Annotated in this window: 23 protein-coding genes and 1 riboswitch; of the genes, 20 read left to right on the top strand and 3 right to left on the bottom strand. The window is 35.0% G+C overall.

Going from position 1 to position 23,220, the window contains the following annotated elements:
* The first annotated feature begins 151 nt into the window (after positions 1-151).
* Complete coding sequence (locus tag BAU27_RS03955) at positions 152-946, top strand: hypothetical protein (protein ID WP_071770161.1); 795 nt, start codon at positions 152-154, stop codon at positions 944-946.
* Positions 947-950: 4 nt separating this feature from the next.
* On the opposite strand, the gene mprF is transcribed toward BAU27_RS03955, so the two are convergent.
* The gene (gene mprF, locus BAU27_RS03950) at positions 951-3,539 is read right to left on the bottom strand and encodes a bifunctional lysylphosphatidylglycerol flippase/synthetase MprF (RefSeq protein WP_071770160.1); all 2,589 of its coding nucleotides are present in this window, start codon (positions 3,537-3,539) and stop codon (positions 951-953) included.
* A 186-nt stretch (positions 3,540-3,725) separates the two neighbouring features.
* Here mprF and BAU27_RS03945 point away from each other — a divergent pair, with 186 nt between their 5' ends.
* From BAU27_RS03945 to BAU27_RS03880, 14 genes are all read left to right on the top strand, one after another.
* Positions 3,726-4,115 (top strand): hypothetical protein, encoded by a 390-nt coding sequence (locus BAU27_RS03945; RefSeq protein ID WP_071744871.1) that lies wholly within the window; start codon positions 3,726-3,728, stop codon positions 4,113-4,115.
* A gap of 22 nt (positions 4,116-4,137) precedes the next feature.
* Positions 4,138-4,629, top strand: coding sequence for a YpuI family protein (locus tag BAU27_RS03940; protein WP_071770159.1), 492 nt, complete (start codon positions 4,138-4,140; stop codon positions 4,627-4,629).
* A 106-nt stretch (positions 4,630-4,735) separates the two neighbouring features.
* Entirely contained in the window at positions 4,736-5,650 is a 915-nt protein-coding gene (locus BAU27_RS03935) for a superoxide dismutase (RefSeq protein ID WP_071744873.1), read from the top strand.
* 113 nt (positions 5,651-5,763) lie between these two features.
* On the top strand, positions 5,764-6,888 hold the full coding sequence (gene dacB, locus BAU27_RS03930; protein ID WP_071744874.1) for a D-alanyl-D-alanine carboxypeptidase DacB: 1,125 nt from the start codon (positions 5,764-5,766) through the stop codon (positions 6,886-6,888).
* Positions 6,881-7,477, top strand: a complete 597-nt coding sequence (gene spmA, locus BAU27_RS03925; protein ID WP_071744875.1) for a spore maturation protein SpmA — start codon at positions 6,881-6,883, stop codon at positions 7,475-7,477. The genes dacB and spmA overlap by 8 nt, the downstream gene beginning before the upstream one ends.
* Entirely contained in the window at positions 7,474-8,004 is a 531-nt protein-coding gene (gene spmB, locus BAU27_RS03920) for a spore maturation protein SpmB (RefSeq protein WP_002201161.1), read from the top strand. The genes spmA and spmB overlap by 4 nt, the downstream gene beginning before the upstream one ends.
* A 289-nt stretch (positions 8,005-8,293) precedes the next feature.
* Positions 8,294-9,022: a 23S rRNA pseudouridine(2605) synthase RluB gene (gene rluB, locus BAU27_RS03915; RefSeq protein ID WP_071744876.1), complete on the top strand. Its 729-nt coding sequence runs from the start codon at positions 8,294-8,296 to the stop codon at positions 9,020-9,022.
* Positions 9,023-9,128: 106 nt separating this feature from the next.
* Entirely contained in the window at positions 9,129-9,650 is a 522-nt protein-coding gene (gene resA / locus BAU27_RS03910; protein WP_071744877.1) for a thiol-disulfide oxidoreductase ResA, read from the top strand.
* Positions 9,651-9,771: 121 nt separating this feature from the next.
* Complete coding sequence (gene resB / locus BAU27_RS03905; protein WP_002011755.1) at positions 9,772-11,397, top strand: cytochrome c biogenesis protein ResB; 1,626 nt, start codon at positions 9,772-9,774, stop codon at positions 11,395-11,397.
* A gap of 14 nt (positions 11,398-11,411) precedes the next feature.
* Positions 11,412-12,569: a cytochrome c biogenesis protein ResC gene (resC, locus tag BAU27_RS03900; RefSeq protein ID WP_002011757.1), complete on the top strand. Its 1,158-nt coding sequence runs from the start codon at positions 11,412-11,414 to the stop codon at positions 12,567-12,569.
* 301 nt (positions 12,570-12,870) lie between these two features.
* Positions 12,871-13,587 carry a DNA-binding response regulator ResD gene (gene resD / locus BAU27_RS03895; RefSeq protein ID WP_000426861.1) on the top strand — a complete coding sequence of 239 codons (717 nt, stop codon included), beginning with the start codon at positions 12,871-12,873 and terminating at the stop codon, positions 13,585-13,587.
* Positions 13,587-15,362 (top strand): sensor histidine kinase ResE, encoded by a 1,776-nt coding sequence (resE, locus tag BAU27_RS03890; RefSeq protein WP_083595866.1) that lies wholly within the window; start codon positions 13,587-13,589, stop codon positions 15,360-15,362. The genes resD and resE overlap by 1 nt, the downstream gene beginning before the upstream one ends.
* Positions 15,363-15,498: 136 nt before the next feature.
* Positions 15,499-16,080, top strand: coding sequence for a cob(I)yrinic acid a,c-diamide adenosyltransferase (locus BAU27_RS03885; RefSeq protein WP_071770158.1), 582 nt, complete (start codon positions 15,499-15,501; stop codon positions 16,078-16,080).
* Between the two features lie 83 nt (positions 16,081-16,163).
* On the top strand, positions 16,164-16,778 hold the full coding sequence (locus BAU27_RS03880; RefSeq protein WP_071744880.1) for a peptidoglycan DD-metalloendopeptidase family protein: 615 nt from the start codon (positions 16,164-16,166) through the stop codon (positions 16,776-16,778).
* A 170-nt stretch (positions 16,779-16,948) separates the two neighbouring features.
* On the opposite strand, the gene BAU27_RS03875 is transcribed toward BAU27_RS03880, so the two are convergent.
* Entirely contained in the window at positions 16,949-17,635 is a 687-nt protein-coding gene (locus tag BAU27_RS03875; protein ID WP_071770157.1) for a hypothetical protein, read from the bottom strand.
* A 247-nt stretch (positions 17,636-17,882) separates the two neighbouring features.
* A riboswitch (FMN riboswitch) is annotated at positions 17,883-18,022 on the top strand.
* A 163-nt stretch (positions 18,023-18,185) separates the two neighbouring features.
* Between BAU27_RS03875 and BAU27_RS03870 the strand changes: the two genes are divergently transcribed.
* Complete coding sequence (locus BAU27_RS03870; RefSeq protein ID WP_000810848.1) at positions 18,186-18,764, top strand: ECF transporter S component; 579 nt, start codon at positions 18,186-18,188, stop codon at positions 18,762-18,764.
* A gap of 277 nt (positions 18,765-19,041) precedes the next feature.
* On the opposite strand, the gene BAU27_RS03865 is transcribed toward BAU27_RS03870, so the two are convergent.
* Positions 19,042-19,290, bottom strand: a complete 249-nt coding sequence (locus BAU27_RS03865) for a ferredoxin (RefSeq protein WP_001151994.1) — start codon at positions 19,288-19,290, stop codon at positions 19,042-19,044.
* Positions 19,291-19,571: 281 nt separating this feature from the next.
* Here BAU27_RS03865 and BAU27_RS03855 point away from each other — a divergent pair, with 281 nt between their 5' ends.
* The 4 genes from BAU27_RS03855 to BAU27_RS03840 are packed head-to-tail and all read left to right on the top strand — an operon-like array spanning position 19,572 to position 23,208.
* The gene (locus BAU27_RS03855) at positions 19,572-20,633 is read left to right on the top strand and encodes a YpbB family protein (RefSeq protein ID WP_071744882.1); all 1,062 of its coding nucleotides are present in this window, start codon (positions 19,572-19,574) and stop codon (positions 20,631-20,633) included.
* On the top strand, positions 20,623-22,152 hold the full coding sequence (locus BAU27_RS03850; protein ID WP_071770156.1) for a RecQ family ATP-dependent DNA helicase: 1,530 nt from the start codon (positions 20,623-20,625) through the stop codon (positions 22,150-22,152). The genes BAU27_RS03855 and BAU27_RS03850 overlap by 11 nt, the downstream gene beginning before the upstream one ends.
* On the top strand, positions 22,152-22,715 hold the full coding sequence (locus BAU27_RS03845; protein WP_001025786.1) for a CPBP family intramembrane glutamic endopeptidase: 564 nt from the start codon (positions 22,152-22,154) through the stop codon (positions 22,713-22,715). Before BAU27_RS03850 ends, BAU27_RS03845 begins: the two co-directional genes overlap by 1 nt.
* 22 nt (positions 22,716-22,737) lie before the next feature.
* Positions 22,738-23,208, top strand: a complete 471-nt coding sequence (locus BAU27_RS03840; RefSeq protein WP_071770155.1) for a LysM peptidoglycan-binding domain-containing protein — start codon at positions 22,738-22,740, stop codon at positions 23,206-23,208.
* Positions 23,209-23,220 lie beyond the last annotated feature (12 nt).

Raw genomic sequence — 23,220 nt, 5'->3', positions numbered from 1 at the left:
GATAGAAATCAATATCATTTGCATTATACACTACGAATCCTGTCAATCAAAACCTTTTTAATATTTGTAATGTGTACAAAATAGGAGGATTTCATGAATCATCACCTAGAATATATATATAAGAAGTTTTGCATGGATAGAGACAATAAAAATGGTAGGTGATATTTTGAAAAATCTTGTCATTGGGCTTATTGCACTAGTACTTATTGTGGCAGGAGGATTTTACATAAAAAAATATCAAGAAACTGTAGAAACGACCGGAGATGTTCAAGAAGTGAAATGGGATGTGAAAAATAAAAAGGGAAATGAAAAAGCAGATATTTCGTTTCAATTGCTAAATAAAATGAATAATGAAGTTCGTGGTGTGAACGATCAAATTCGAGCGGTGATAGTGGATGGGAATTTGAAAAACATACAACAAACGAAGCCTATATTTGCTGGAAATGGATCGTATAAGCTATCTTCAGATATAGCAAAAGGTGAAGAGTACACGATATTTTTGTATGAAGATGAAAACAAGTCCGTGGAATCATTTTCTAAGAAAGATTTTGGTGAAGAAAAAAAGGAGAAAAACAAGGACAAGAATAAAAAGAAACTACCTGTCGATACTGTACTTACAAAAAATATAGGAGAGCATCAAGTGTCTCTTTTATTTGGTGCATTACATCCGAATGAGGCAACGACATTAACATTTCAGTTTCAAGCGAAAAAGGGAGAAAAGTTGAAATTAAATTCAGGAAGAGGAGAAGTCAACGCTCTTTATATAGTTGATGAGACGAGGGAGCATTTTTTATACGCGATTCCTGTTGATATGGATGAACAATTACAATATAGAATTACATTTCCTGAAGAAGGAACATATAAAATATGGGGAGATTTCTATATAAATGGTAAGAAGTATACAAAAGAGTTTAGTATACAAGTGCAAAAACGAAAAAACAGCTAAGTACTTAGCTGTTTTTTCGTTTTCCTATTAATTTTGTTACAGCGAGCATTGTAATTGGTAAAGAATGATTCTTTCGAAATGCTAAATATTTTCCACTCCATGCAGGTTTGTATTTTTCTTTGAAATGTCGTAAACCGCTGAAGCTATATGTGTAACGAACGTTATTAAATATTGCAGCGGCAACTCGTTCAGACCAGAACGATTGCGTTGATAAACCGACATTTGAGAGTGGTGCCATACCAATATTAAAGGAATGGTATTCATTTTCTTTTGCCCAGTGGAATAAGTGGATAAAAATTGCATCCATGATGCCGCTAGGAGCGTCTGGATAATAACGCATTAAATCAACGGATAATATGCCACTTTGATATACTGGCATAAAGGTTGTAAAGGCAATTATTTTTCCTTCTGCATCAGATAAAGTAGCGATAGGGGCACGGCTAATATACTCACGATCGAAGTACCCAAGTGAAAATCCTTTTTCTTTTTTTCCGCCAAGCCAAGCATCAGACACTTTCTTTAATTCCTCGTATAATTCGTCTGAGAATGGTGACTCATGAATAGAGAATGTATAACCTTCTCGTTCAAAACGGTTGAAAGTAGCTCGCATACCAGCACGTTTTTTCCCTGTTATTGTAAACGTATTTAAATCAACGACAGCCTCTTCGCCAAGTTTAAAGAAGTTATAGCCGAAATCGTGGTATAAGCTCATCCATTTACTTTCAATTTGATAAAATACGCAAATATACCCAAATCGATCAGCTTCAGCTAAAAATTCTTGCAACACAGTACGGTAGGAGGATGGATCACCAATTGGATCACCAAGTACAACAAGACGTTTTCCAGTAATTGAAAAGAGAAGAAGTGCTTTTCCATCACTACTAAAGAAGAACTGTTTATCTCCTAAAAAACCTAAATGACTAAGTACATTCCCGCCATGTTCCTCTAAGAAGTTTTCTAACCTTTTATCATTGGCTGGTTGCCCGGGAAATTCACTACGGTAACGATTGGCAATTAGTGAACCGATAAGTAAAAAAGTAGGAACGAAAAAGGCGGCTGCTAATGCACTTCGTTTAACTTGTGTAATATTCCGAACGACAAAATCAGGTTTGAAAGCTTCTTTTGCACCTGCAAATAAAATACCTAAGTTTTTATATAAATATAACGTTAGCAATAAGAATAGAAGAACTTTTACGACATCAGAAAGAGAGACTTCCATTTTTTCTCGTACAAATCTTTTACGAAGCATATATAATACAGCAAGTACGATTAATAAAATAAAGGTTTCTTCAATATCAATTCCTTTTAAGGTATTAAAGATTGCCGCTCCAATTAAAGAAACAATCGTCATATAGTAAGAACGCTTTGTTCCATAATATATTCCTCGTGAAAGAATAAGGAGGAGAATCCCAAATGTTAATGATAAGCTAAAAGAAAATTGAATTAGATGCTTTGGAGCTAAAATATGTAAGGCGTGAGCTCGATTGATACTTGTTGGTAGAATGGTTGACAAAATAACCATTAAGCCTGCAAATACTGTTAAAGCAGCGGATGCCCATGAACCTAATTTCCCTAAAAAATCACGTTGTAAAGTCCAAATCACACCAGTTGTTTCTAAAGCAGGTGCAATAAATGGTTTATCTTCAATTTTTTTAATGGCCGCTCCTGTCATTTCAAAGGCTGCAAAAATGAGACCAAGGCAGAATGGTAATATGTAATAGACAAGGCGATATAATAACATAGCAGGTAGTAGTACCCCTGTATCAACGCCATATTGTCCTAGTCCAGTTAAGAAAACAAGATCGAACGATCCAAGGCCACCGGGCACAAGACTTACGACACCGGCTAAAGCCGCAATTACATAGACACCTAAAAACTTTTGAAAGTCGATATCAATTCCAAACAATATTAATATGACATACATAACAATGCCGGCAGAGACCCACTCGACTAATGAAACTAATGAATATAAAACAGTTGGATTTTTCTCTTCTTCTTCATCATTCTCTTGTCCTTCAGTTTGTTTTGTTTTTCTATTTTTAATTTTAGAAAACCCAATATATATAGGAACGAAAAGAGCAAAGAAGATAAGAACAGGCCATAACCACGGTTTTTCGTGCAGAATAAATCTTGTATCTAATATTCCGATGAGACCGAGGAATGAAAGAATAGCTAATCCGTTAATAAATGCAGTTGTCATCCAGGCAATGCTTTTAATAAGTTTTCCATTATCTTTTATATGCGGACGATAGAGCATTGTACGTACACCAGCTCCAACAAGACCACCAAAACCGATAAATCCATTTAAAGTGTTAGCAATCCATGAAATGCGGAAAATCTTTTGTACAGGTATATCTGCTTTTAAGTAACGAAGCATAACAAAGTCATAAAAGAACATTGTTGATACGGCAAATGCACCGAGTGTAATTGCTAAAAAGACTCCTCCAGTTGGAATGTTTTTAATGGTTTGGATCGCTTCTAAAAAAGAAATACCTGCTAATTCTTTTTTAGCCTGAAAGAATACAATTGTTAAGACAACAAATGGGAAGATGATTTTCCCAATCTGTAAGAAACGTTTCCATGAAAACGACATAAATACAACTCTCCTTGTGTAAGAAAACTGAGACAATAATATTATTATGACAAACTTCAAGAAAAATAAAAAGGTAAATTCCTGTATAGGGAAGCTATTTTTTATATAGGTTATATTTAAAAGAATATTTCGTTTATCGGAAAATTGGGTTAAAATAAGGTGAAAGAAGGAAGAGAGGGGAAGTAGATGGTTATAATAGGTTATGCAGGATATGAGTTAGAAAAAGCAAAACCGAATACATCAGAAGATTTTTTTAATAGATCTGAAGTGACATATGTATTAAATAATCAAGAGAAAACCTTTTCTGTCTTATATGTTCGATATTTTGAAGAAATTTTACAAGAAATTACCCCTTTTGAAGGAAATCCAGTTTATAAAGTAGAAGAACAAGACGTATATTTACGAGATATTGTAGCAATCGCTTGTTTAGTGAACAATAAAGAGTTACGCGCGCAGAAGCGCTTGTATCTCAATGAAGTAACAGACTTTCAACGATACTTTGACGAAGGAACAGTGGTGAAAGTACAAGAAATATTAGCTGAATTACATAAAAATAAAAGAGTGGAAATAGCGTAAAACGGCAAAGGAGAGAGAAGCCATGTCTAATTTGATGGTTGAAAATCAAACAGAACAAGTTTCTATATTTTTAGAAGATGTCATTTCCTTAATAACTAATTATGTAAATTATCATACATTACCTTCTTTATTGGAGGAAACACCAACAGGAAACGAGCAATATTATAAAGGGATATTAGGGTCAATAAGGAGGCTTCTTGTTTTTTGTGAAGAAGGACTTGATGCATGTTTTGTTTTGCTGAATAGCCAGCCATTTCGAAAGACAGCAGCTGAAAAAGTTTTATATAAGATTTATCATCAAGTAATTGCAGAGTTTTTTTCACCAAAGAATGATCATTGGTATGAAAATAGTCGTTCCGCTTATACAGGGAAAAATTCTATTGTTTTTCAGCAAACACCACCTGGATCTATAGAACGAATGATGAAGGATTTAGAAGGGGAATTTCAATTGATGCGTGAAGAACTAGAATATTATGAGACAGATTATCAAACAAAAATGTTGCACAAATATTGATTAAGGAAAAGAAGCTAAGGACACTTAGCTTCTTTTCCTTTTGTCCAGTTATATAAGGGATTTTAATTGAATATAGTTAAAGTGGATAGCATCAAGGAGGTGTGACATGAGTCAGCAAGGTGTATTTACAGATTACTTTCATGAAGTAGAAAGTTGGTGTGAAAGTGTTCTTCAAGTATTAGATAGCCGTGCAATGGAAGTGTATGATGTCCATATGCTTGCTTATAAAATTCAAACGCTATTAGATCGTATGAAAGAGCATGAATACGACACAGATGCCGAGTTTATGTATGAAATAAGTGATGATGTAGAACATATTCAACACCATTTACAGGAGGTATTTGTGCAAGAAGGAGAGGAATATGAACTATGTGAAAGAGGGGATAGCGAACGAGCTGTTCCGATTGGGGGGCATACACTCCCACCATTACCTTATCCATATAGTGCGTTAGAACCGTACATTTCACGAGAAATTATGATGTTACACCATGATAAACATCATCGTAGTTACGTGGAAGGATTAAATAAAGCAGAGAAGATGATGGAAGAAGCGAGAAAAACAAATCAATTTGATTTAATTAAGCATTGGGAAAGAGAAGCGGCTTTTCATGGATCAGGTCATTACTTACACACGATATTTTGGAATAACATGAAAAAAGATGGTGGTGGAAGTCCGAGAGGGGCTTTTTCACAACAAATTGAGCAAGATTTCGGAAGTTTTTTACGTTTTCAAAAGCATTTCACAGAAGCAGCTTCTAAAGTGGAAGGTTCAGGATGGGCGATTCTTGTATGGGTACCCCGTTCAGGAAGGTTAGAAATTTTGCAAAGCACGCTTCATCAATTGTTTACACAGTGGGATACGATACCACTCCTTGTACTTGATGTATGGGAACATGCGTATTATTTACAATATCAAAATCGAAAAGATGAATATATTAAAAATTGGTGGAATGTTGTAAATTGGCCTGATGTAGAAAAGAGATTTGAAAGTGCAAAGCAAATTGAATGGACGCCGTATTAGACGCATATCCCATGCGTCTTTTTTATTGGAGGTGGAAGGAAGATTTCGTTCATATTTTAAAAGGCCAAGCATACACTTGTACAAAAAGTGCCAAAAGGACGTGGGGGGGAAATATGAGACGAATTTGTATAATAATTACGCTAATTATAATGTATGCAAGCGTTATGCCGATTCCTACATATGCAAAAATGAACGGTGGTGTCAGTGCTCGTAACGCAGTTTTAATGGAGCAACAATCTGGTCGTGTACTTTATGGGAAATTAGAACATGAGCCACAAAAAATTGCGAGTATAACAAAAATTATGACAGCATTGTTAGCTGCTGAATCAGGAAAAATGAAAGAACTAGTATCGGTGAGTAATGAAGCAGTACGAGTAGAAGGATCAGCAATTTATTTAAAACCTGGACAAAAAGTGAAGTTAGAAGATTTAGTCTACGGATTAATGCTTAGATCAGGTAATGATGCAGCACAAGTAATTGCTGAAAATGTGGGAGGAAGTATAGAAGGGTTCGTATATTTAATGAATGAAAAAGCGAAAGAAATCGGAATGAAAGATACGCACTTCTCAAACCCGCATGGCTTGGATGGGGATGGATCGCATTATTCGTCGGCTTATGATATGGCATTATTAACGAAATATGCAATGGGGAACGAGACCTTTAAGAAAATTTTTGGAACAAAAACGTATAAATCAGATTCTTGGGATTATCCGTGGAAAAATAAACATAAGCTTGTGACATCTTATTATGAATTTGCAACAGGAGGAAAGACAGGTTTTACGAAGAAAGCAGGACGGACACTTGTTACGACAGCTTCAAAAGATGGACTAGATTTAATTGTCGTAACTTTGAGTGCTTCTAGTGATTGGGATGATCATATGAATTTATTTGACAAAGGTTTTGAACGTTTCAAGCAAACGAAAGTTTTAGGACAAGGAGCACTCGCTGAAATAAATGAAAAGAAATATGCTAATCATGTTTATACGAAAAATAGTTTTTTCGTGCCTTTAACTGAAGAGGAAAAAAAGAGCGTGGTATTAAAAGTTGAACTCGATAAAAGTGTAAAACTTATGGATGGAGTAAAAGTTGGAAAGACAGATGTTTATGTTGGCAATGAGAAAGTTGGAGAACGGAATTTATTTTATAGTAAACGGAAGTTAATAGCTACAACGGGAATGTATTGGAATAATGTGCAAGAAATTTTTTCTTATATGATAGGTGTTGGGAACGATGGTTAATCTCGTCTGGGCAGCGATGGCGATCATAGGGATTGTATATGCCATGATAAACGGAACGATGGAAGAAGTAACTAAAGCTGTATTTGACGGGGCAAAAGATGCAGTAACAATTTGTATAGGACTTATTAGCGTTTTAGTATTTTGGCTTGGTTTAATGAAAATTGCAGAGGAAGCAGGGTTATTAAAAAAGTTAGTTACACTTTTTATGCCGATAGTAAAAAGGTTGTTTCCAGAAATACCGAAAGATCATCCGTCAATGGGATTTATTTTATCGAATATGATGGCAAACTTTTTTGGATTAGGTAATGCAGCGACCCCTCTTGGTATTAAAGCGATGGAACAATTGAAAGAGTTAAATGGAGGGAAGGATTCGGCCAGTCGCTCTATGGTGACGTTTCTCGCATTAAATACATCAGCGATTACTTTAATCCCTACTACTGTCATTTCGATTCGAATGACTTATGAATCAGCAAATCCTACCGAAATCGTTGGGGTAACATTCATTGCACAAGTACTCTCTATGATTGGAGCAATTTGGATTGACCGCTATTTTTACCGAAGAAGGAGTAGAAAGGGGCGGAAAAAATGAGTATTGTAAATACAATTTCATTATGGGTAATCCCTTGTGTAATCGGTTTTATCCTTTTATATGGCACGATAAAAAAAGTTCCGACGTATGAATCGTTTGTTGAGGGAGGAAAAGAAGGGATTCAAATTGCAGTTTCCATTTTACCGTTTATGGTGGGAATGCTTGTATCCATTTCGATTTTTCGAGCGTCTGGAGCGTTAGATGCGATGATATCTGTAATGAAGCCGATGTTAGACTTAATTCATGTCCCAGCGGAAATTGTTCCACTAGCACTTATACGTCCTATTTCGGGATCGGCTGGTTTAAGTATTACGACTGATTTAATTGCGACATATGGGCCAGATTCGTTTATTGGAAGATTAGCTTCAACGATGCAAGGTAGCACAGATACGACTTTTTATATTTTAACAGTATACTTTGGGGCTGTTGGTATTAGAAAAATGGGAGATGCATTAAAGGTAGGGCTTTTTGCAGATTTGATCGGAATTATTTGCTCGATTGTGTTTGTTTCTCTATTGTTTCGGTAATGCTATTCATTTTTTGCGCTATTTCGCTTATAATACGTATACGACCACTATTAACGTGTAGTTTAATAGTGGTTTTTTTATGCGGTATTTTTGACAAAATGATGAACTTTTATTGTGAGAAATATGAAAAATGTGGACAATAATAAAGGGTAAAAACATGATTTGACCTTTATATGTTTATTATCATCGCTATGTTGTTTAAGTGAGAAGGAGCGAATAGCCGTAAAGCGTATGCGGTTGCCAAGTCTTTCTAATGTAAGGTAAGATAAATTCGAGGTGAAAAAAAGAAATGGAACGATTACAAAAAGTGATTGCGCAAGCAGGTATTGCATCGAGAAGAAAGGCTGAGGAATTAATTCAGCAAGGAAAAGTGAAAGTTAATGGGAAAATAGTGAAGGAGTTAGGAACAAAAGTAACTCCTCAAGATAAAGTAGAAGTAAATAACATCCCTCTTGAAAAAGAAGAACCTGTTTATTTTTTACTATATAAACCAACTGGTGTAATTTCGAGTGTATCAGATGATAAAGGAAGAAGTGTTGTAACAGACTTTTTCCCTGAAATCAGACAACGTTTATTCCCAATCGGACGTTTAGATTATGATACGTCTGGCGTATTATTGATGACAAACGATGGAGATTTCGCCAATGTATTAATGCACCCGAGATATAAAGTTGAAAAAACATATGTTGCAAAAATTAAAGGACCATTAACAGGTGAGAAAATTCGCATGTTAGAACGAGGCGTTATGTTAGAAGACGGGAAAACAGCACCAGCAAATGTGAAAATTATTTCTTGGGACAAGCGTAAAGAGATGGCGATTGTACAATTAACAATTCACGAAGGCCGTAATCGTCAAGTACGTCGTATGTTTGAAGCGTTAGACTGTAAAGTAGTGAAATTAAAACGTGAACGTTATGCCTTTTTAGAAGTGGGTAGTTTGCGACCTGGTGATGCAAGAGAATTGACACCACATGAGGTAAAACAATTACGCGCACTTGCTTCTACAAAGCCAAGATAAGCTATAGAGTTAAAATTTCACCAGTGGAGTGCTCTGCTGGTGATTTATTCAATACAACATTTACAGAAAAGAATACATACCATTTACCGAGGAGAGGGGAGAAAAGATGAAGAAAAATCGCTTATTATTTCGTGTTATCATTCTGCTCATTTTAAGCGGTGCTGTAGGATTTACACTTTATCAAGGATTCTTTGCTAATAAAGAGAAAATGCAAATCGGAAAAGAAGCACCTAACTTTGTTGTGACGGATTTAGAAGGGAAGAAAATTGAACTAAAAGATTTAAAGGGTAAAGGTGTATTTTTAAACTTTTGGGGCACGTGGTGTAAACCTTGTGAAAAAGAAATGCCTTATATGAATGAATTATATCCAAAGTATAAAGAAAAAGGCGTTGAAATCATAGCGTTAGATGCAGATGAAACGGATATTGCAGTAAAGAACTTTGTGAACCAATATGGTTTGAAATTCCCAGTTGCCATTGATAAAGGACAAAAGATTATAGGAACATATGGAGTAGGTCCATTACCGACAAGCTTTTTGATTGATAAAGATGGAAAAGTAGTGGAGCAAATTATAGGTGAACAAACGAAAGAACAGTTAGAAGGCTATTTAAAGAAAATTACTCCGTAATAAAGAAAGCCTTTACATAAGAGGTGCATGTCAATAGCGCCTCTGATTTAAAAATTCTGAGTATTGCGGTAACTTGAGGTTAGAATATACAATAGTACATATAGATACAGGGGCGGTGAGAGTGTTGAAAGAAATTAAATGTGAATGTGGACATGTTAATCCGATAGGAACCATTTTTTGTGAAGCTTGTGGGAAACCATTTGAAAGCAATGAAAATGTAAAACTATTGGATATGCGCTATGAGGGGAGTGCGCGGAGATCTCTCACGCAAACAAAAACGATAGTCGATAAAATTTGGAGCTTTTTCTCTTCTGTAAAAGTGGGTGTATGGCTAATCGTAATAACTTTAGCTGCATCAGCGATAGGAACTATTTTTCCGCAAGAAATGTACATAACGCCAGGAATTGCACCAGCTGAATATTATAAACAAGAATACGGATTTTTAGGACAATTGTACTATCAATTAGGATTTAATAATTTATACGGTTCATGGTGGTATATGATTTTGATTGCTTCTATCGGTATTTCACTTGTGATATGTAGTTTAGACCGCGTTATTCCACTTTATAAAGCTTTAAAAAAGCAAGGCGTAAAAAGACATCCAAGCTTTTTAAAGAGACAGAGATTATATGGGACTGGTACACCTCAAGATGGTGATCTGGAAAGAGTGCAAAAGAATTTAAAGAAAAGAAACTATAACGTGAAAGTGGAAGACGGAAACGTTTTAGCAGAAAAGGGACGCTTCTCGCGTTGGGGTCCATATGTAAATCATATCGGTCTTATTATCTTTTTGTTCGGTGCAATGCTTCGTTTTTTACCGAGTATGTACGTAGACGAAGCACTTTGGTTACGTGACGGTGAAACGAAAGAAATACCAGGGACGGATGGACAATACTATTTGAAGAACGAAAAGTTTATCAAGGAAGTTTATGATAAGAGTAAGGACAAAGAAGTTTATGATGAAGCGATTGATCGCGTTGGTGATAAAATGATTGCGAAAAACTTCCAAACAAATGCTGTATTATACAAAGCGGTAGGAGAAAATATAGCGGGTCAAAAACCAAAATTAGAAAAGGTAAAAGAAGCGGAAATTCGCGTGAATGAACCACTGAAATTTGATCAATTTGCAGTGTATCAAGTGGATTATAAAGAAAGTGAATTTAAAAGTATGTCCTTTAACTTGCAAAATAAAGAAAATAATCAAAAGTGGGGACCGATTAAAGTAGATTTAACGAATCCTAAGGAAAAATATGATTTAGGAAATGGTTATTCTCTAGAACTATTAAGCTATTTTCCTGATTTTTATTTTGATGAGAATGGAAAACCAAATACAAAAACGAAATTACCAAACAATCCTGCATTTGTATTTAAAATGTTTACACCTGAAACACCAGATGGTGAAGTGAGTTTTGTTGGTATTCAGCAAAATATAGAACCTGATGGAAACAACAAATATAAAATGTCGTTTGCAGGTGTTGAAATGCAAAATGCAACAGCACTTACTGTAAGAAAAGATTTAACGCTTTGGATTCTCGGTATTGGAGGATTTATATTTATGGTTGGTGTCATTCAAGGTATGTATTGGAATCATCGCCGTATTTGGATACAACGTGTTAATGATGAATGGTGGATTGCAGGGCATACGAATAAAAATTGGTTCGGTTTAAAGAAAGATATTGAAAGAGTAATAGAAGGTACAGCAATTCCACAGCCAAATGATAAAGTAATTGATAAAAAAATTAGTTAAGGTGGGGAAACGATATGGTGCAAATAAGTAGTAACTTTCTCTTTACCGCATTTATTTTATATTTAATTGCGACTCTATTTTTTGGGGGAGCCATTAAAGAAAAGGGTCATAAATGGGCAAATGTAGGAATAACGATTACAATTTTAGGGTTTATAGCACAAACAGTATATTTTGTTACAAGGTGGATTGCATCAGGTCATGCGCCAGTTAGTAACTTTTTCGAATTCGGTACGTTTTTCGGTATGATGCTTGTCGGAGCATTTATTGTAATGTATTTTATGTACCGCGTAAGTATAATTGGACTATTTGCATTACCAGTTGCTCTTTTATTAATTGCCTATGCAAGTATGTTCCCGAGGGAAATATCCCCGCTTATCCCATCTTTAAAAAGTAACTGGTTACACATTCACGTGACGACTGCAGCAGCAGGACAAGCAATTTTAGCAATTAGTTTTATTACGGGCGTTATGTATTTATTGAAAAATGTAGATCAATCAACGAGAAGTAAACGTACATTTTGGTTAGAAACGGTAGTGTTCACACTTGTTTGTACAGTTGGATTTATTGCAGTAACGACAGTATTCTCCAGTATGAAATATGAAGCTAAGTTTCAATGGATTGATAAAAATGAACAACAAGTCGAGATGAAGTATAATCTCCCAGCTTTAGTTGGACCACATGAAGGGAAGTTACTGACAGAAAATAAACTAGAACCGACAGTCGAAGTTCCAGCAATTGTAAATGCGAAAAAATTAAATACTGTTATTTGGTCAGTAATAGTTGGAACACTACTTTATATTGTATTAAGACTCGTTTTACGCAAACGAGTATCAGCGGCACTTCAGCCACTAGTAAAGAATACGAATAGTGATTTACTAGATGAAATCGGATATCGATCTATTGCGATTGGATTCCCAGTTTTCACATTAGGTGCGCTAATTTTTGCGATGATTTGGGCTCAAATAGCATGGACGCGTTTTTGGGGGTGGGATCCAAAAGAGGTTTGGGCACTTATAACGTGGCTCTTTTATGCTGCAGTATTACATTTGCGATTATCTAAAGGATGGCATGGGGAAAAATCAGCGTGGCTTGCAGTAATTGGTTTTGCGATCATTATGTTTAACTTTATTGTAGTGAACTTAATCATTGCGGGTTTACATTCATATGCATAGAGAAATAAAATAGGAGAGTGTATGTCACTTTCCTATTTTATTTTTGTCAAATTTTCTTCTTTTTTGAGAAAAACATGACAAAGTAGCGGTTGATTTTGTAAAATGATGTCGAGGACATAATATACTGTTCAAATAAAATACATAGTTTTGGAAAAAAAATGAACAAACTTTATTATTCTTGTGAAGCATAATATGGAAAGTGAAACGTTTAAAAAATATTTTGTTAAATGAGAATAAGTGCAACATAATATTGTAGAAGGGTAGGTGTGAACCGTTGCGCTAAAATGCGTAGCGGGTAGAAATGGAAAATGAATCAAGAATATTAATTGTAGACGATGAGGATCGTATTCGTCGCTTATTGAAAATGTATTTAGAAAGAGAGCAATACACAATTGAAGAAGCGGATAATGGTGATACAGCTTTAGAAATGGCCTTACAAAATGATTATGATTTAATCTTATTAGATCTTATGATGCCTGGTAAAGATGGTATCGAAGTGTGCAAAGGGGTTCGTGAGAAGAAAGCGACACCAATTATTATGCTGACAGCAAAAGGTGAAGAAGTAAATCGGGTACAAGGGTTTGAGGTAGGAACTGATGATTATATCGTGAAACCATTTAGCCCACGTGAAGTAGTGCTTCGTGTGAAAGCGGTGTTACGTCGTGCTGTACCAACAACATTCTTTACACAAGATACAACGACGAAAGATGTTACTGTGTTCCCGCACTTAACAATTGATAACGATGCACATCGTGTTACAGCAGATGGTAATGAAGTGAATTTAACACCGAAAGAGTATGAATTACTATTATTCTTAGCGAAAGCTCCAGATAAGGTGTTTGACCGTGAGCAATTGTTAAAAGAAGTATGGCAATATGAATTCTTCGGAGATTTACGTACAGTTGATACGCATGTAAAGCGTTTACGTGAGAAGTTAAGTAAAAAATCACCAGATGCTGCGAAGATGATTGTTACCGTTTGGGGCGTTGGTTACAAGTTTGAGGTTGTGAACGACTGATGCTTTGGAGAAGTGTAGTAGGGAAGTTATGGATGACCATATTACTTCTCGTTTCGTTTGTTCTTGGATTTGTTGCGATTTTACTTTCGCAGTTTTTTAGAACATATTATGTTGATATGAGTGAAGCTAGGCTTCAAAAAGTTGCAACAAGTGTTTCAGAGTTAATTGAAGAAGGTGCCGATGTCAAAACGATTGAGGATATCGCCTACAAATTTTCTGACCCACTTTCAAGGATTATCATTGTAGAAGACGGTAAGGAAATTTCTTCTTCACCGAAACAAGAAGGATTAGTTACGCTTACAATGGATGATTTGAAAAATGATAAAGAATTAGCAGCTGTATTTACAGATAAAAAGGAAATCAAGAATAATATTAGAAAAGCCTCTAATAGTAGAAAAAATAAAAACACGGAAAATGATATTATGATTGTCGGGAAACCAGTGCAGTCAAAAAATCAAAGTGCAGTGTTTGTATATGAATCTTTACAAGTGCCGATACAAGGTATGGAGAGAACGACTGATTTTATTTTCTTATCAGCCGGGATTGCGATTATTTTAACAACTTTCTTTGCATTCTTCTTATCTACCCGAATTACAGCGCCGCTCCGTAAAATGCGTGAGGTTGCTTTTGAGGTAGCGCGCGGGAAATTTGATACGAAAGCCCCTATGGTGTCGCAGGATGAAATTGGGGAGCTCGCAACTGCTTTAAATCAAATGGGTAAGCAGTTGAAGTTTAATATGAATGCCCTGCAGCAGGAAAAAGAGCAGTTAGCTAGCATTTTGAGTAGTATGGCGGATGGTGTTATTACGTTAAATCAAGAAGGTGAAGTCGTTGTTATCAATCCACCGGCAGAAAATTTCTTACAAGTTTGGCAAGAAGAAAAAGAAGTAGAATTAAGTAAAAAACTTCCTTCTGAACTTGTTGAACTATTCCATCTCGTTGTAGAAAGCGAACAACAACAGGTTGTTGAAATTAATTTGCAAAAAGGTAACTACGTAGTTCTTATGACACCGCTTTACAATCAAACGAAAATTCGTGGAGCAGTAGCAGTATTGCGAGACATGACGGAAGAGCGTCGTCTTGAGAAAATGCGTCAAGACTTTATTGCGAATGTATCACATGAACTTCGTACACCGATGGTAATGCTTCAAGGGTATAGTGAAGCGATTTTAGATGATATTGTGCAAACAAAAGAAGAAATTAATGAGTTTGTTCAAATTATTTATGATGAATCTGTTCGTTTAGGTAAACTTGTAAATGAGTTATTAGATTTAGCACGTATGGAAAGTGGTCATGTAGAGTTACATATAGGTGAAGTTGATATTCATCCTTTTGTCGAAAAAATCGGCCGTAAATTCCAAGGGATTGCAAAGGATAAAGAAGTTCAATTAACAGTTGATTTCCAAAGCCCAATTGAACAATATCCGTTTGATGCAGATCGTATGGAGCAGGTATTGACGAATTTAATTGATAATGCAATCCGTCATACAAATGCGGGTGGACATGTTACACTTGTAATTAATACGGAAAATAGTGGCCTTGCTTTTGAAGTGCAGGATTCAGGTGCGGGTATTCCAGAAGAAGATATTCCATTCTTGTTCGATCGGTTCTATAAAGCTGACAAAGCGAGAACGCGTGGGAAAAAGGTTGGAACTGGACTCGGGCTTGCGATTGCTAAAAATATTGTTCAAGGTCATGATGGAAAGATTTCTGTATCCAGTGTCGTTGGAGAAGGAACTACATTCTCTGTATATTTACCAAATCGTATAATTTAGATATGCATGTTTTTTAAAAGTGATAATGAATAAAAGCTCTACTGTTTTTTATTTTTTTGTAAGTTCAATTAAATAAAGAATGGTAGAGTTTTTTCCTTTAATAATCAGTATGAAAAAAGAGAGGTGTCATAATAAAATGAAACTTTATACAAAAACAGGAGATAAAGGGGAAACGAGTGTAATAGGTGGCCGAGTGGATAAAGATCATATACGTGTGGAAGCTTATGGCACGATTGATGAGGCGAACTCTCATATCGGATACGCGCTGTCAAAATTGCAAGAGGAATGTTTTCGTGACATTTATAACGAGCTTGAAAATATTCAACATGAACTATTTGATTGTGGAGGAGATTTAGCAATAGTAGAGAAGAAAATTCCCTATAAAGTAACGATAGAGATGGTCGAGTATTTAGAGAGAAGAATCGATTCTTATACAGAAGAAGCGCCGCCATTAGAACGTTTTATTTTACCAGGTGGTAGCGAGGCATCAGCTACAATACACATTGCACGTACAGTTATAAGAAGAGCAGAACGTTGTATAGTGTCGTTGCAAAAAGAAGGAGAAACCAATGAAATTGTTCTAAAGTATGTAAATCGGTTATCTGATTATTTGTTTGCGGTAGCTAGAGTAATAAATGCGCGTTTACAAGTGAAAGATGTGGAATATAACCGCAGTGCACTTGTTTTTCGCAATAAAAAAGAGAAGGAAGTGGAGTAATTCACTTCTTTTTTTGTATACTTTTTTCTATAATATCCCACAATAGAGAAGGTATGACGGTTATTAGAAAACGGAGGATGTATATGAAAGCGTTAAAATGTGGCGTGGTGATATTGAGTATATTATTTTTATCTCAATTACATGTTTATGCTGAAGAGAATCAGTGGATATGGCCTGTTGATGGGCAGGTAAGTGATTATTTTGGGACAAGACATGGGAAACACTATGGTATTGATATAGCTGCGTCCATTGGAACGCCTGTTGTAGCTATTCAAAATGGTAAGGTGACAAAGTCTTATTTTTCAAGTAGTTATGGAAATGTTGTGTTTATTAAACATGGAGAATATGAGGCTGTTTATGCGCATTTAAATAAGAGATATGTAGTTCAAGGGGATAATATTTCAAAAGGAGAGCGAATTGGAGAGGTAGGGAATACAGGAGAATCGCGAGGAGCGCATTTACATTTAGAAGTGCATCAAGGAAGATGGACGATGGAGAAAAGGAATGCGATGAATCCGTTGCTTGTTTTAAATGAACAAAAAAACCAAGTAGTTTCATCATCATTATATGTTGTACAAAAAGGTGATACTTTAGTTAGTATTGCTCGGAGATTTAGTATGACAGTTGAGGAAATCAAAGTGAGAAATGGATTACGACAAGAGCGAATCTATCCGAACCAACAACTATACGTTAAGTAAAGGAAACTTCTCAAAGTATAACTTTTGAATAGATTTTTAAGAATACGATAGTAAATGAATTTATATCAACGTTTCGACAAGAAATGTTGACTTAGCAATAACATACGAAGATAAGAGTAACCTATTCGTAACGAAAAACCGTCCCAAAAAATCTTTTGGGACGGCTTCTTTTACCAAAAAATAAAGACACATATAAATCCAGAAATAGCTAAGTAGCTATATAAGTAAAAGACTTTTGTTCTTGTTTTTTCTTTTGTCCGAAATAGTACGATAGTTGGCTCGATTAGACCAATTGTAAGACAAAGTAAACCAAGAAGCATAAAGCCAATTGAAAGAGAATACAGGGCGATTTGTGGTGCTTGAAATGGAATCATCCATTTTAATAAAAATGCAATAAGTGCAGTGTAACAAATGCTACCGATGTATTTATTCAATGGTGTATTAGAACGGAAACCAGGAAGTTTCTTGGAAAAAGGACGGGAAACAACTTCCGTTTGTAAAGATGTATGTTCTTCAATTATTTTTTGAGCTTCTTTTCCTTTTTGGAAAAGGGATAAAATCCAGTTTCGCTCACCTTGAAAAATAAATTGAGAAGTTGTTAAATAGTGATCAACTTTTACCTTATTCCAACTCTTCCATGGATGACGCTCACGCAATTTTAATTTACTTTCTGTTTTTTTATCATACTGATAAATACTTATGCCATCTTGGTCAAAAGTAGCGTAGTATGTCTCTCTTGAGAATGTGCCTAGATCAATTGGACAGTAGAAAAGTAATTCTTTTTTTAAATAAAAGTATTCTTTTCTTAAGTTCTTTTTCATTGCTTCTCGAATAGAGTGTCTTTTATCTTTCTTCATGACATTTCCTCCATAACTCAGAAAATGTTCTTATCTTAACAATTCAACATCTTATCACTTTTAACGATATATGACTAGGGGATTCATAAGAGAAATACCGAATTATAAAAAATATGGGTTGTATTGTAAAATATATTGATTGTATCTTTGATTATATAAAATTAATAACTTATTTTTAATAAGTTACACTTTTTTTGTTCACAATACGATTATGTTGTTGTATAATGAAGTGGAAAATAGAATATCGGTCTATCTTCGGGGCAGGGTGAAAATCCCGACCGGCGGTGATGAACAGTTAATAATTTCGTTCTAAGCCCGCGAGCCGTTAAGGCAGGATTTGGTGTGATTCCAAAGCCGACAGTATAGTCTGGATGGGAGAAGATGGAGGTTCATGCGTTCAAAAAAGATAAGTATTTGAACGTCTGTTTGATGTGCCTTAAAATTCTCCCTTTGTGTAAATCGCAAAGGGTTTTTTCGTTCTATGAAAAAATAGGCATAGCAGAACCTTTCCACTTTCCATGAGAAGATCGATGGAAAAGGAGAGAGAAAGATGAAACAAAAAAACAGTGTAGTGCAGATGGTGAGTGTAGCGATGCTAAGTAGTATTGCGTATTTACTAATGATGTTGGATTTTCCATTCCCAGGGCTTCCGCCATTTTTAAAAATTGATTTTAGTGATGTGCCAGCTTTAATTGCGGCGATTATTTTTGGGCCGATTGCAGGAGTAATTGTAGAAGCGATAAAAAATATTTTACATTACGGGATTCAAGGAAGCTTAACGGGAGTGCCAGTTGGAGAAATTGCAAACTTTATTGCAGGGTGTTTATTTATTGGACCAGCAGCTTTCTTATTTAGAAAGTATCGTACTGTAAAAAGTTTAACGACAGGATTAATGCTTGGGACAATTACAATGGCGTTAATCATGAGTGTATTAAACTACATCATCATATTCCCAGCTTACACTTGGTTTTTAAATTCACCAGCTATGTCTAGTGATGCTATAAAAACAACGGTTGTAACGGCAATCTTACCATTTAATTTAATTAAAGGAATTGTAGTGACAATTGTATTTGTAGCGTTATTCTCACGCTTGAAAGTATGGGTGTTTGCAAAAATGAATAATGCATAAAATATAAAGTGAAACTTTAGTCAGTGGGGGTTTTGTTCATCCCCCGCTGATTATTAGCCTTCACCAATCGGGCCTTTACGGGCAGCACGACCCTCACCTAACTTATTTGCTTTCGCTGAATTTTGAGGTGGGGGTCTTACTGCTCGGCGAATAGTGGGATAAAATAAAACCATTAGTAGTATGGACTGCTAATGGTTTTTTATTAAGCAGAATGAAAATAGAAAACAAAAAATACCCCTCATCCATATGAGGGGCATTTTTTGAAGTTAATAAAAAACTATTCGAATTTTAAAGAGTCGCCATCAAATGATTCGTCAGCAACTTTAATTGAGTCAGTTGGACAGCCTTCGAATGCATCCATCATATCTTCAATTAATACATCTGGAATTTCAACGATACCTTGGTTATCGTCTAATGTCACAAATGCAATACCTTCATCATCATAGTCATAAATGTCTGGTGCAGCAGCGCCACAAGCACCACATGCAATACAAGTATCTTTATCAACGATTGTATATTTTGCCATCTTTTTTCCCTCCTGATAATATGTATGTGAAAAGTTCGTCAAAAAATTATAACCTTATTGTAAAACGGTTTTTAAAACTTTTCAACATAAAATTATAATGATAATGCTTATCAATTAGGGTGTCAACTTGTTTTTGAATTATTTCATAAGATTTTCAAAATACTTAAATGTTATTTCGTTTGATACAATAGAATATATACAAGCATGTAGTGTGAATATGATAAGTTAAATGCGATCGTATTGAAAAAGGAATGAAGTTAGACTGAAAGGTGGAAGCGGTAATGCAGCTACAATATACTTTATTATATTGTTTAAAACAATTGAATGGTGAAAGAACCGTTTCTTCGATTTATTATTTGTTAAAAGGAAAGAGATCGTCGCAAACATTACAAGATGGGAATATGTTTCAAATTTCTTTTTTGTTTGGGATTTATAAATCATTAAATAGAGCTGATTATGATCAAGAAGTTGCAAAGTTGTTACAGACGGATTTAGTGCAATCTATACATGATAATACATACGTGTTAACGACTGCGGGTATCATGCAATTAAACAAATGGGAAGATGAATTTGCCTTTCCGACGTATTTACATGGTTTACACTATGGTGAAATAGGTGAAACGTTTTGGAAGAGATTATCATTAATCGTTCAAACCATTTCGAATATACAACAGGCAAATGCGAAATTTATTCCAATTCAACAGGATACAGAAATAATGATGTGGGTGAAACGTTTTCTCACGGGAATACCATATACGAGAAATGAATTGGCTAAAAGATTGTGGAAGGAGATGCATACTCTTTTACAAAAAAATAATTCAGTAGAAGCGACAATCGTAACATACCGGTTAACTGGCTATGAACGTATTGGGTGTACTTTACAACAATTAGCGGAAATTACGAAACAAGATGTATTTCGAGTGTACTTTTTATTTTGGGGTACAATTCATTTCCTTATTCAAGAAGTTCGCAATAAAGAAAATGAATTTCCATTATTAGCTGAAATTATTTCTTATCCAAATGAGAAAGCTGATTTATTTAGCTTATCAACGAAAAAAACATATAATTTTTGGAGACAAGGACGCTCTTTAGAAGAAATAGCGACAATTCGGAATTTAAAGGTTGCCACGATAGAAGATCATTTTGTGGAGATTGCTTTACGAGAAAAAGAATTTTCTATTGAGATGTTTATGGAAAAAGAAAAAATAGAAAAAGTATCAAAAGTAATTGAAGCATTACAAACACGTAAATTGCGTGTGTTGAAGCAAGCGGTTGGAGAGGGAATCTCTTATTTTGAAGTCCGTCTTGTATTGGCACGGATGGAGGGTATTAATGAAGCTTGAGGAATATTTATATAAGTGGTTTGGATATTCTGAATTTCGTCCGGGGCAAAAAGGAGTTATTACGGACTTATTGGAAGGAAAAGATGTTGTAGCAATGCTTCCGACTGGAAGGGGAAAGTCAATGTGTTATCAACTTCCGGGGCTTCTGCAAGAGGGGACGGTGCTTGTTGTATCACCACTATTATCTTTAATGGAAGACCAAGTTACGCAATTAAAGTATGTCGTGAAAAATCGAGTTATTGCATTTAATAGTTTTCGGACGTTAAGTGAAAAAAGAGAAGCAATGAAAAAGCTATCTTTTTATAAATTTGTTTTCGTATCACCCGAGATGTTGCAGTCGGAACTCCTAATAAGAGAATTGAAAAAAATACATATTTCATTATTTGTCGTAGATGAAGCGCATTGTATTTCACAATGGGGATACGATTTTCGGCCAGATTATAAAAAATTAGATAAAGTAATTGAGAGTATCGGATCTCCAAATGTATTAGCATTAACAGCGACTGCTACAAAGGATGTACTGCAAGATATAGCGGAAAGTTTAAATCTAAAAAATGTCGCTGAGCATGTGTATTCAATTGATCGTCCAAATATTGCGATGGAAGTGCAATTTGTGGAAACGATAGAAGAAAAAAAAGAGGCGCTTTTTGAGCATATAATGTATTTGCAAGGACCTGGTATTGTTTATTGCTCAAGTAGGGCCTGGACAGAGCGTTTAACCGAGTACTTAAGAGGAAAAGGAATTACAGGTGTAGCTTTTTATCATGGTGGTATGGAACATGAAGAGCGTATGTTAATTCAACAACAGTTTATGAATGACCAGTTGCAAATTGTAATATGTACAAGTGCTTTTGGGATGGGGGTCAATAAGGCGAATACAAGATATATTATTCATTTTCAATATCCAACAAATGTAGCTTCTTATTTACAAGAAATTGGAAGAGCGGGGAGAGATGGTGAGCCAAGTATAGCCATTTTGCTATGTAGTCCATTGGATCATGATTTGCCAATTTCAATCATTGAAGATGAATTGCCAAGTAAATCACAAATACAATTTTTATTTTCGTTACTACAAGAAAGAATGTTTCAAACGAAAGTATTACCAATAGAAGATGTAGAAGAAATTTGTTATAATGCAGCAAGATTTAATGAACAATATTGGCGTTTTATCCGTTATCATCTCGAATATCTTGGAATCATACAACGGCGAAATCTTCTGCTAGAGAGCTTGTCAGATGAAATAATGCACAGATTAATAGCGGAAGTGGAAGTGAGATTGCGTAATAAATATAGTGAGCTAGAAAATATGAAGTCATGGATACAAGTTCAAGGATGTAGGCGTGAATATTTATTACAACAGTTCGGTTATAGAAAGGAAAAAGAGATAGAAAACTGTTGTGATTACTGTGGTATTACAAAAACAGAGTATAAAAAAAGACGAGCGCAACAGTCTGTTTTCGACTATAATTGGGAAACAGAGTTACAAAAGCTTTTCGGCCTAGGGAAGATGGAGGAATGATGAACATTCAAAGGCAAAATGTTGAAGATATGAGTCCGAGGGAAATAAGACTGAATCTATACATAACACAACTAATCATTATTGGCATTGGTTGTTTACTAGCATACATATTATTTCAAGATAAAAGAGAAGTTTATAGTTTATGGAAATGGGAACCGATTTCTATACTTGTACTAGGTGGCTTATTAGCGATTTGTATTGTGTTATTAGATTATGTTGCAATGCGAGTGTTTCCAGAATCTTGGTTTGATGATGGTGGCATTAACGATAGAATGTTTCAAGGAATCTCGGTCATGCATTTACTCGTTATCACGTTTATTATTGGCTTTGCGGAAGAGTTTTTATTTAGAGGTGTAGTGCAGACTCATTTTGGAATTGTAATAGCGAGTTTAATTTTTGCTGTGTTACATATTCGGTATATAACGAAGCCTTTTTTGTTTTGTTTCGTCTGCTTTATTAGCTTTGTTTTTGGTTATGTATTCGAGTGGACAGGAAATTTGTTTATAACAATCTTTGCACACTTTCTTGTTGATTTTATAATGGGACTCCAATTAAGAAAATAAATGGAAGGTGGTGGTGAACAACATGAGAAAACGAATTCCTAATTTTGAAGAGGAGTTAGAAGTTGAGCGAGTGGAAGAAGATGAAGGTTTACCGCCGCGTAGTGAAGTTCGTAGAAATAAAGAGAAAAAACCAAAATTTAAAATGAATCATATTTTCGTCCGAGTTTTAACATTTTTATTCATATTGTTACCTATTAGTATTCTATGGTATACAGATAAATATACACAGGTGAAAAATGATAGTAATAATGCTGGGAAAAGTGCGTTTGAAGTGATTTTCTTTGATTCAGCTAAGACTGAATCTCAAAAGCAGTCTGAGAAAGTAGCAACTCATATTGTGAAAGATGGAGAAAGTTTAGAAAGTATAGCGAAGCAATATTTCTCAGATGAAAATGGGATGGAAGTAATTAAAAAGTATAATGATTTGCAAGAAGACGAAGTGAGAGTAGGACAAGAATTAAAAATTCCTATAAAAGATAAGTCTGCGAAGTAAGAGAGCGAGTTA

The organism is Bacillus sp. NH11B (assembly GCF_001884205.1).
Taxonomy (GTDB): Bacteria; Bacillota; Bacilli; order Bacillales; family Bacillaceae_G; genus Bacillus_A; species Bacillus_A proteolyticus.
Note: the sequence above shows the minus strand (reverse complement) of the source record. Positions and strands in the feature narration are given on the sequence as shown.

Bases quoted from the DNA above. Each gene is read 5' to 3' on its own strand.
- BAU27_RS03955 (WP_071770161.1), top strand. From the start codon at position 152: ATGGTAGGTGATATTTTGAAAAATCTTGTCATTGGGCTTATTGCACTA.
- mprF (WP_071770160.1), bottom strand. From the start codon at position 3,539: ATGTCGTTTTCATGGAAACGTTTCTTACAGATTGGGAAAATCATCTTC.
- BAU27_RS03945 (WP_071744871.1), top strand. From the start codon at position 3,726: ATGGTTATAATAGGTTATGCAGGATATGAGTTAGAAAAAGCAAAACCG.
- BAU27_RS03940 (WP_071770159.1), top strand. From the start codon at position 4,138: ATGTCTAATTTGATGGTTGAAAATCAAACAGAACAAGTTTCTATATTT.
- BAU27_RS03935 (WP_071744873.1), top strand. From the start codon at position 4,736: ATGAGTCAGCAAGGTGTATTTACAGATTACTTTCATGAAGTAGAAAGT.
- dacB (WP_071744874.1), top strand. From the start codon at position 5,764: ATGAGACGAATTTGTATAATAATTACGCTAATTATAATGTATGCAAGC.
- spmA (WP_071744875.1), top strand. From the start codon at position 6,881: ATGGTTAATCTCGTCTGGGCAGCGATGGCGATCATAGGGATTGTATAT.
- spmB (WP_002201161.1), top strand. From the start codon at position 7,474: ATGAGTATTGTAAATACAATTTCATTATGGGTAATCCCTTGTGTAATC.
- rluB (WP_071744876.1), top strand. From the start codon at position 8,294: ATGGAACGATTACAAAAAGTGATTGCGCAAGCAGGTATTGCATCGAGA.
- resA (WP_071744877.1), top strand. From the start codon at position 9,129: ATGAAGAAAAATCGCTTATTATTTCGTGTTATCATTCTGCTCATTTTA.
- resC (WP_002011757.1), top strand. From the start codon at position 11,412: ATGGTGCAAATAAGTAGTAACTTTCTCTTTACCGCATTTATTTTATAT.
- resD (WP_000426861.1), top strand. From the start codon at position 12,871: ATGGAAAATGAATCAAGAATATTAATTGTAGACGATGAGGATCGTATT.
- resE (WP_083595866.1), top strand. From the start codon at position 13,587: ATGCTTTGGAGAAGTGTAGTAGGGAAGTTATGGATGACCATATTACTT.
- BAU27_RS03885 (WP_071770158.1), top strand. From the start codon at position 15,499: ATGAAACTTTATACAAAAACAGGAGATAAAGGGGAAACGAGTGTAATA.
- BAU27_RS03880 (WP_071744880.1), top strand. From the start codon at position 16,164: ATGAAAGCGTTAAAATGTGGCGTGGTGATATTGAGTATATTATTTTTA.
- BAU27_RS03875 (WP_071770157.1), bottom strand. From the start codon at position 17,635: ATGAAGAAAGATAAAAGACACTCTATTCGAGAAGCAATGAAAAAGAAC.
- BAU27_RS03870 (WP_000810848.1), top strand. From the start codon at position 18,186: ATGAAACAAAAAAACAGTGTAGTGCAGATGGTGAGTGTAGCGATGCTA.
- BAU27_RS03865 (WP_001151994.1), bottom strand. From the start codon at position 19,290: ATGGCAAAATATACAATCGTTGATAAAGATACTTGTATTGCATGTGGT.
- BAU27_RS03855 (WP_071744882.1), top strand. From the start codon at position 19,572: ATGCAGCTACAATATACTTTATTATATTGTTTAAAACAATTGAATGGT.
- BAU27_RS03850 (WP_071770156.1), top strand. From the start codon at position 20,623: ATGAAGCTTGAGGAATATTTATATAAGTGGTTTGGATATTCTGAATTT.
- BAU27_RS03845 (WP_001025786.1), top strand. From the start codon at position 22,152: ATGAACATTCAAAGGCAAAATGTTGAAGATATGAGTCCGAGGGAAATA.
- BAU27_RS03840 (WP_071770155.1), top strand. From the start codon at position 22,738: ATGAGAAAACGAATTCCTAATTTTGAAGAGGAGTTAGAAGTTGAGCGA.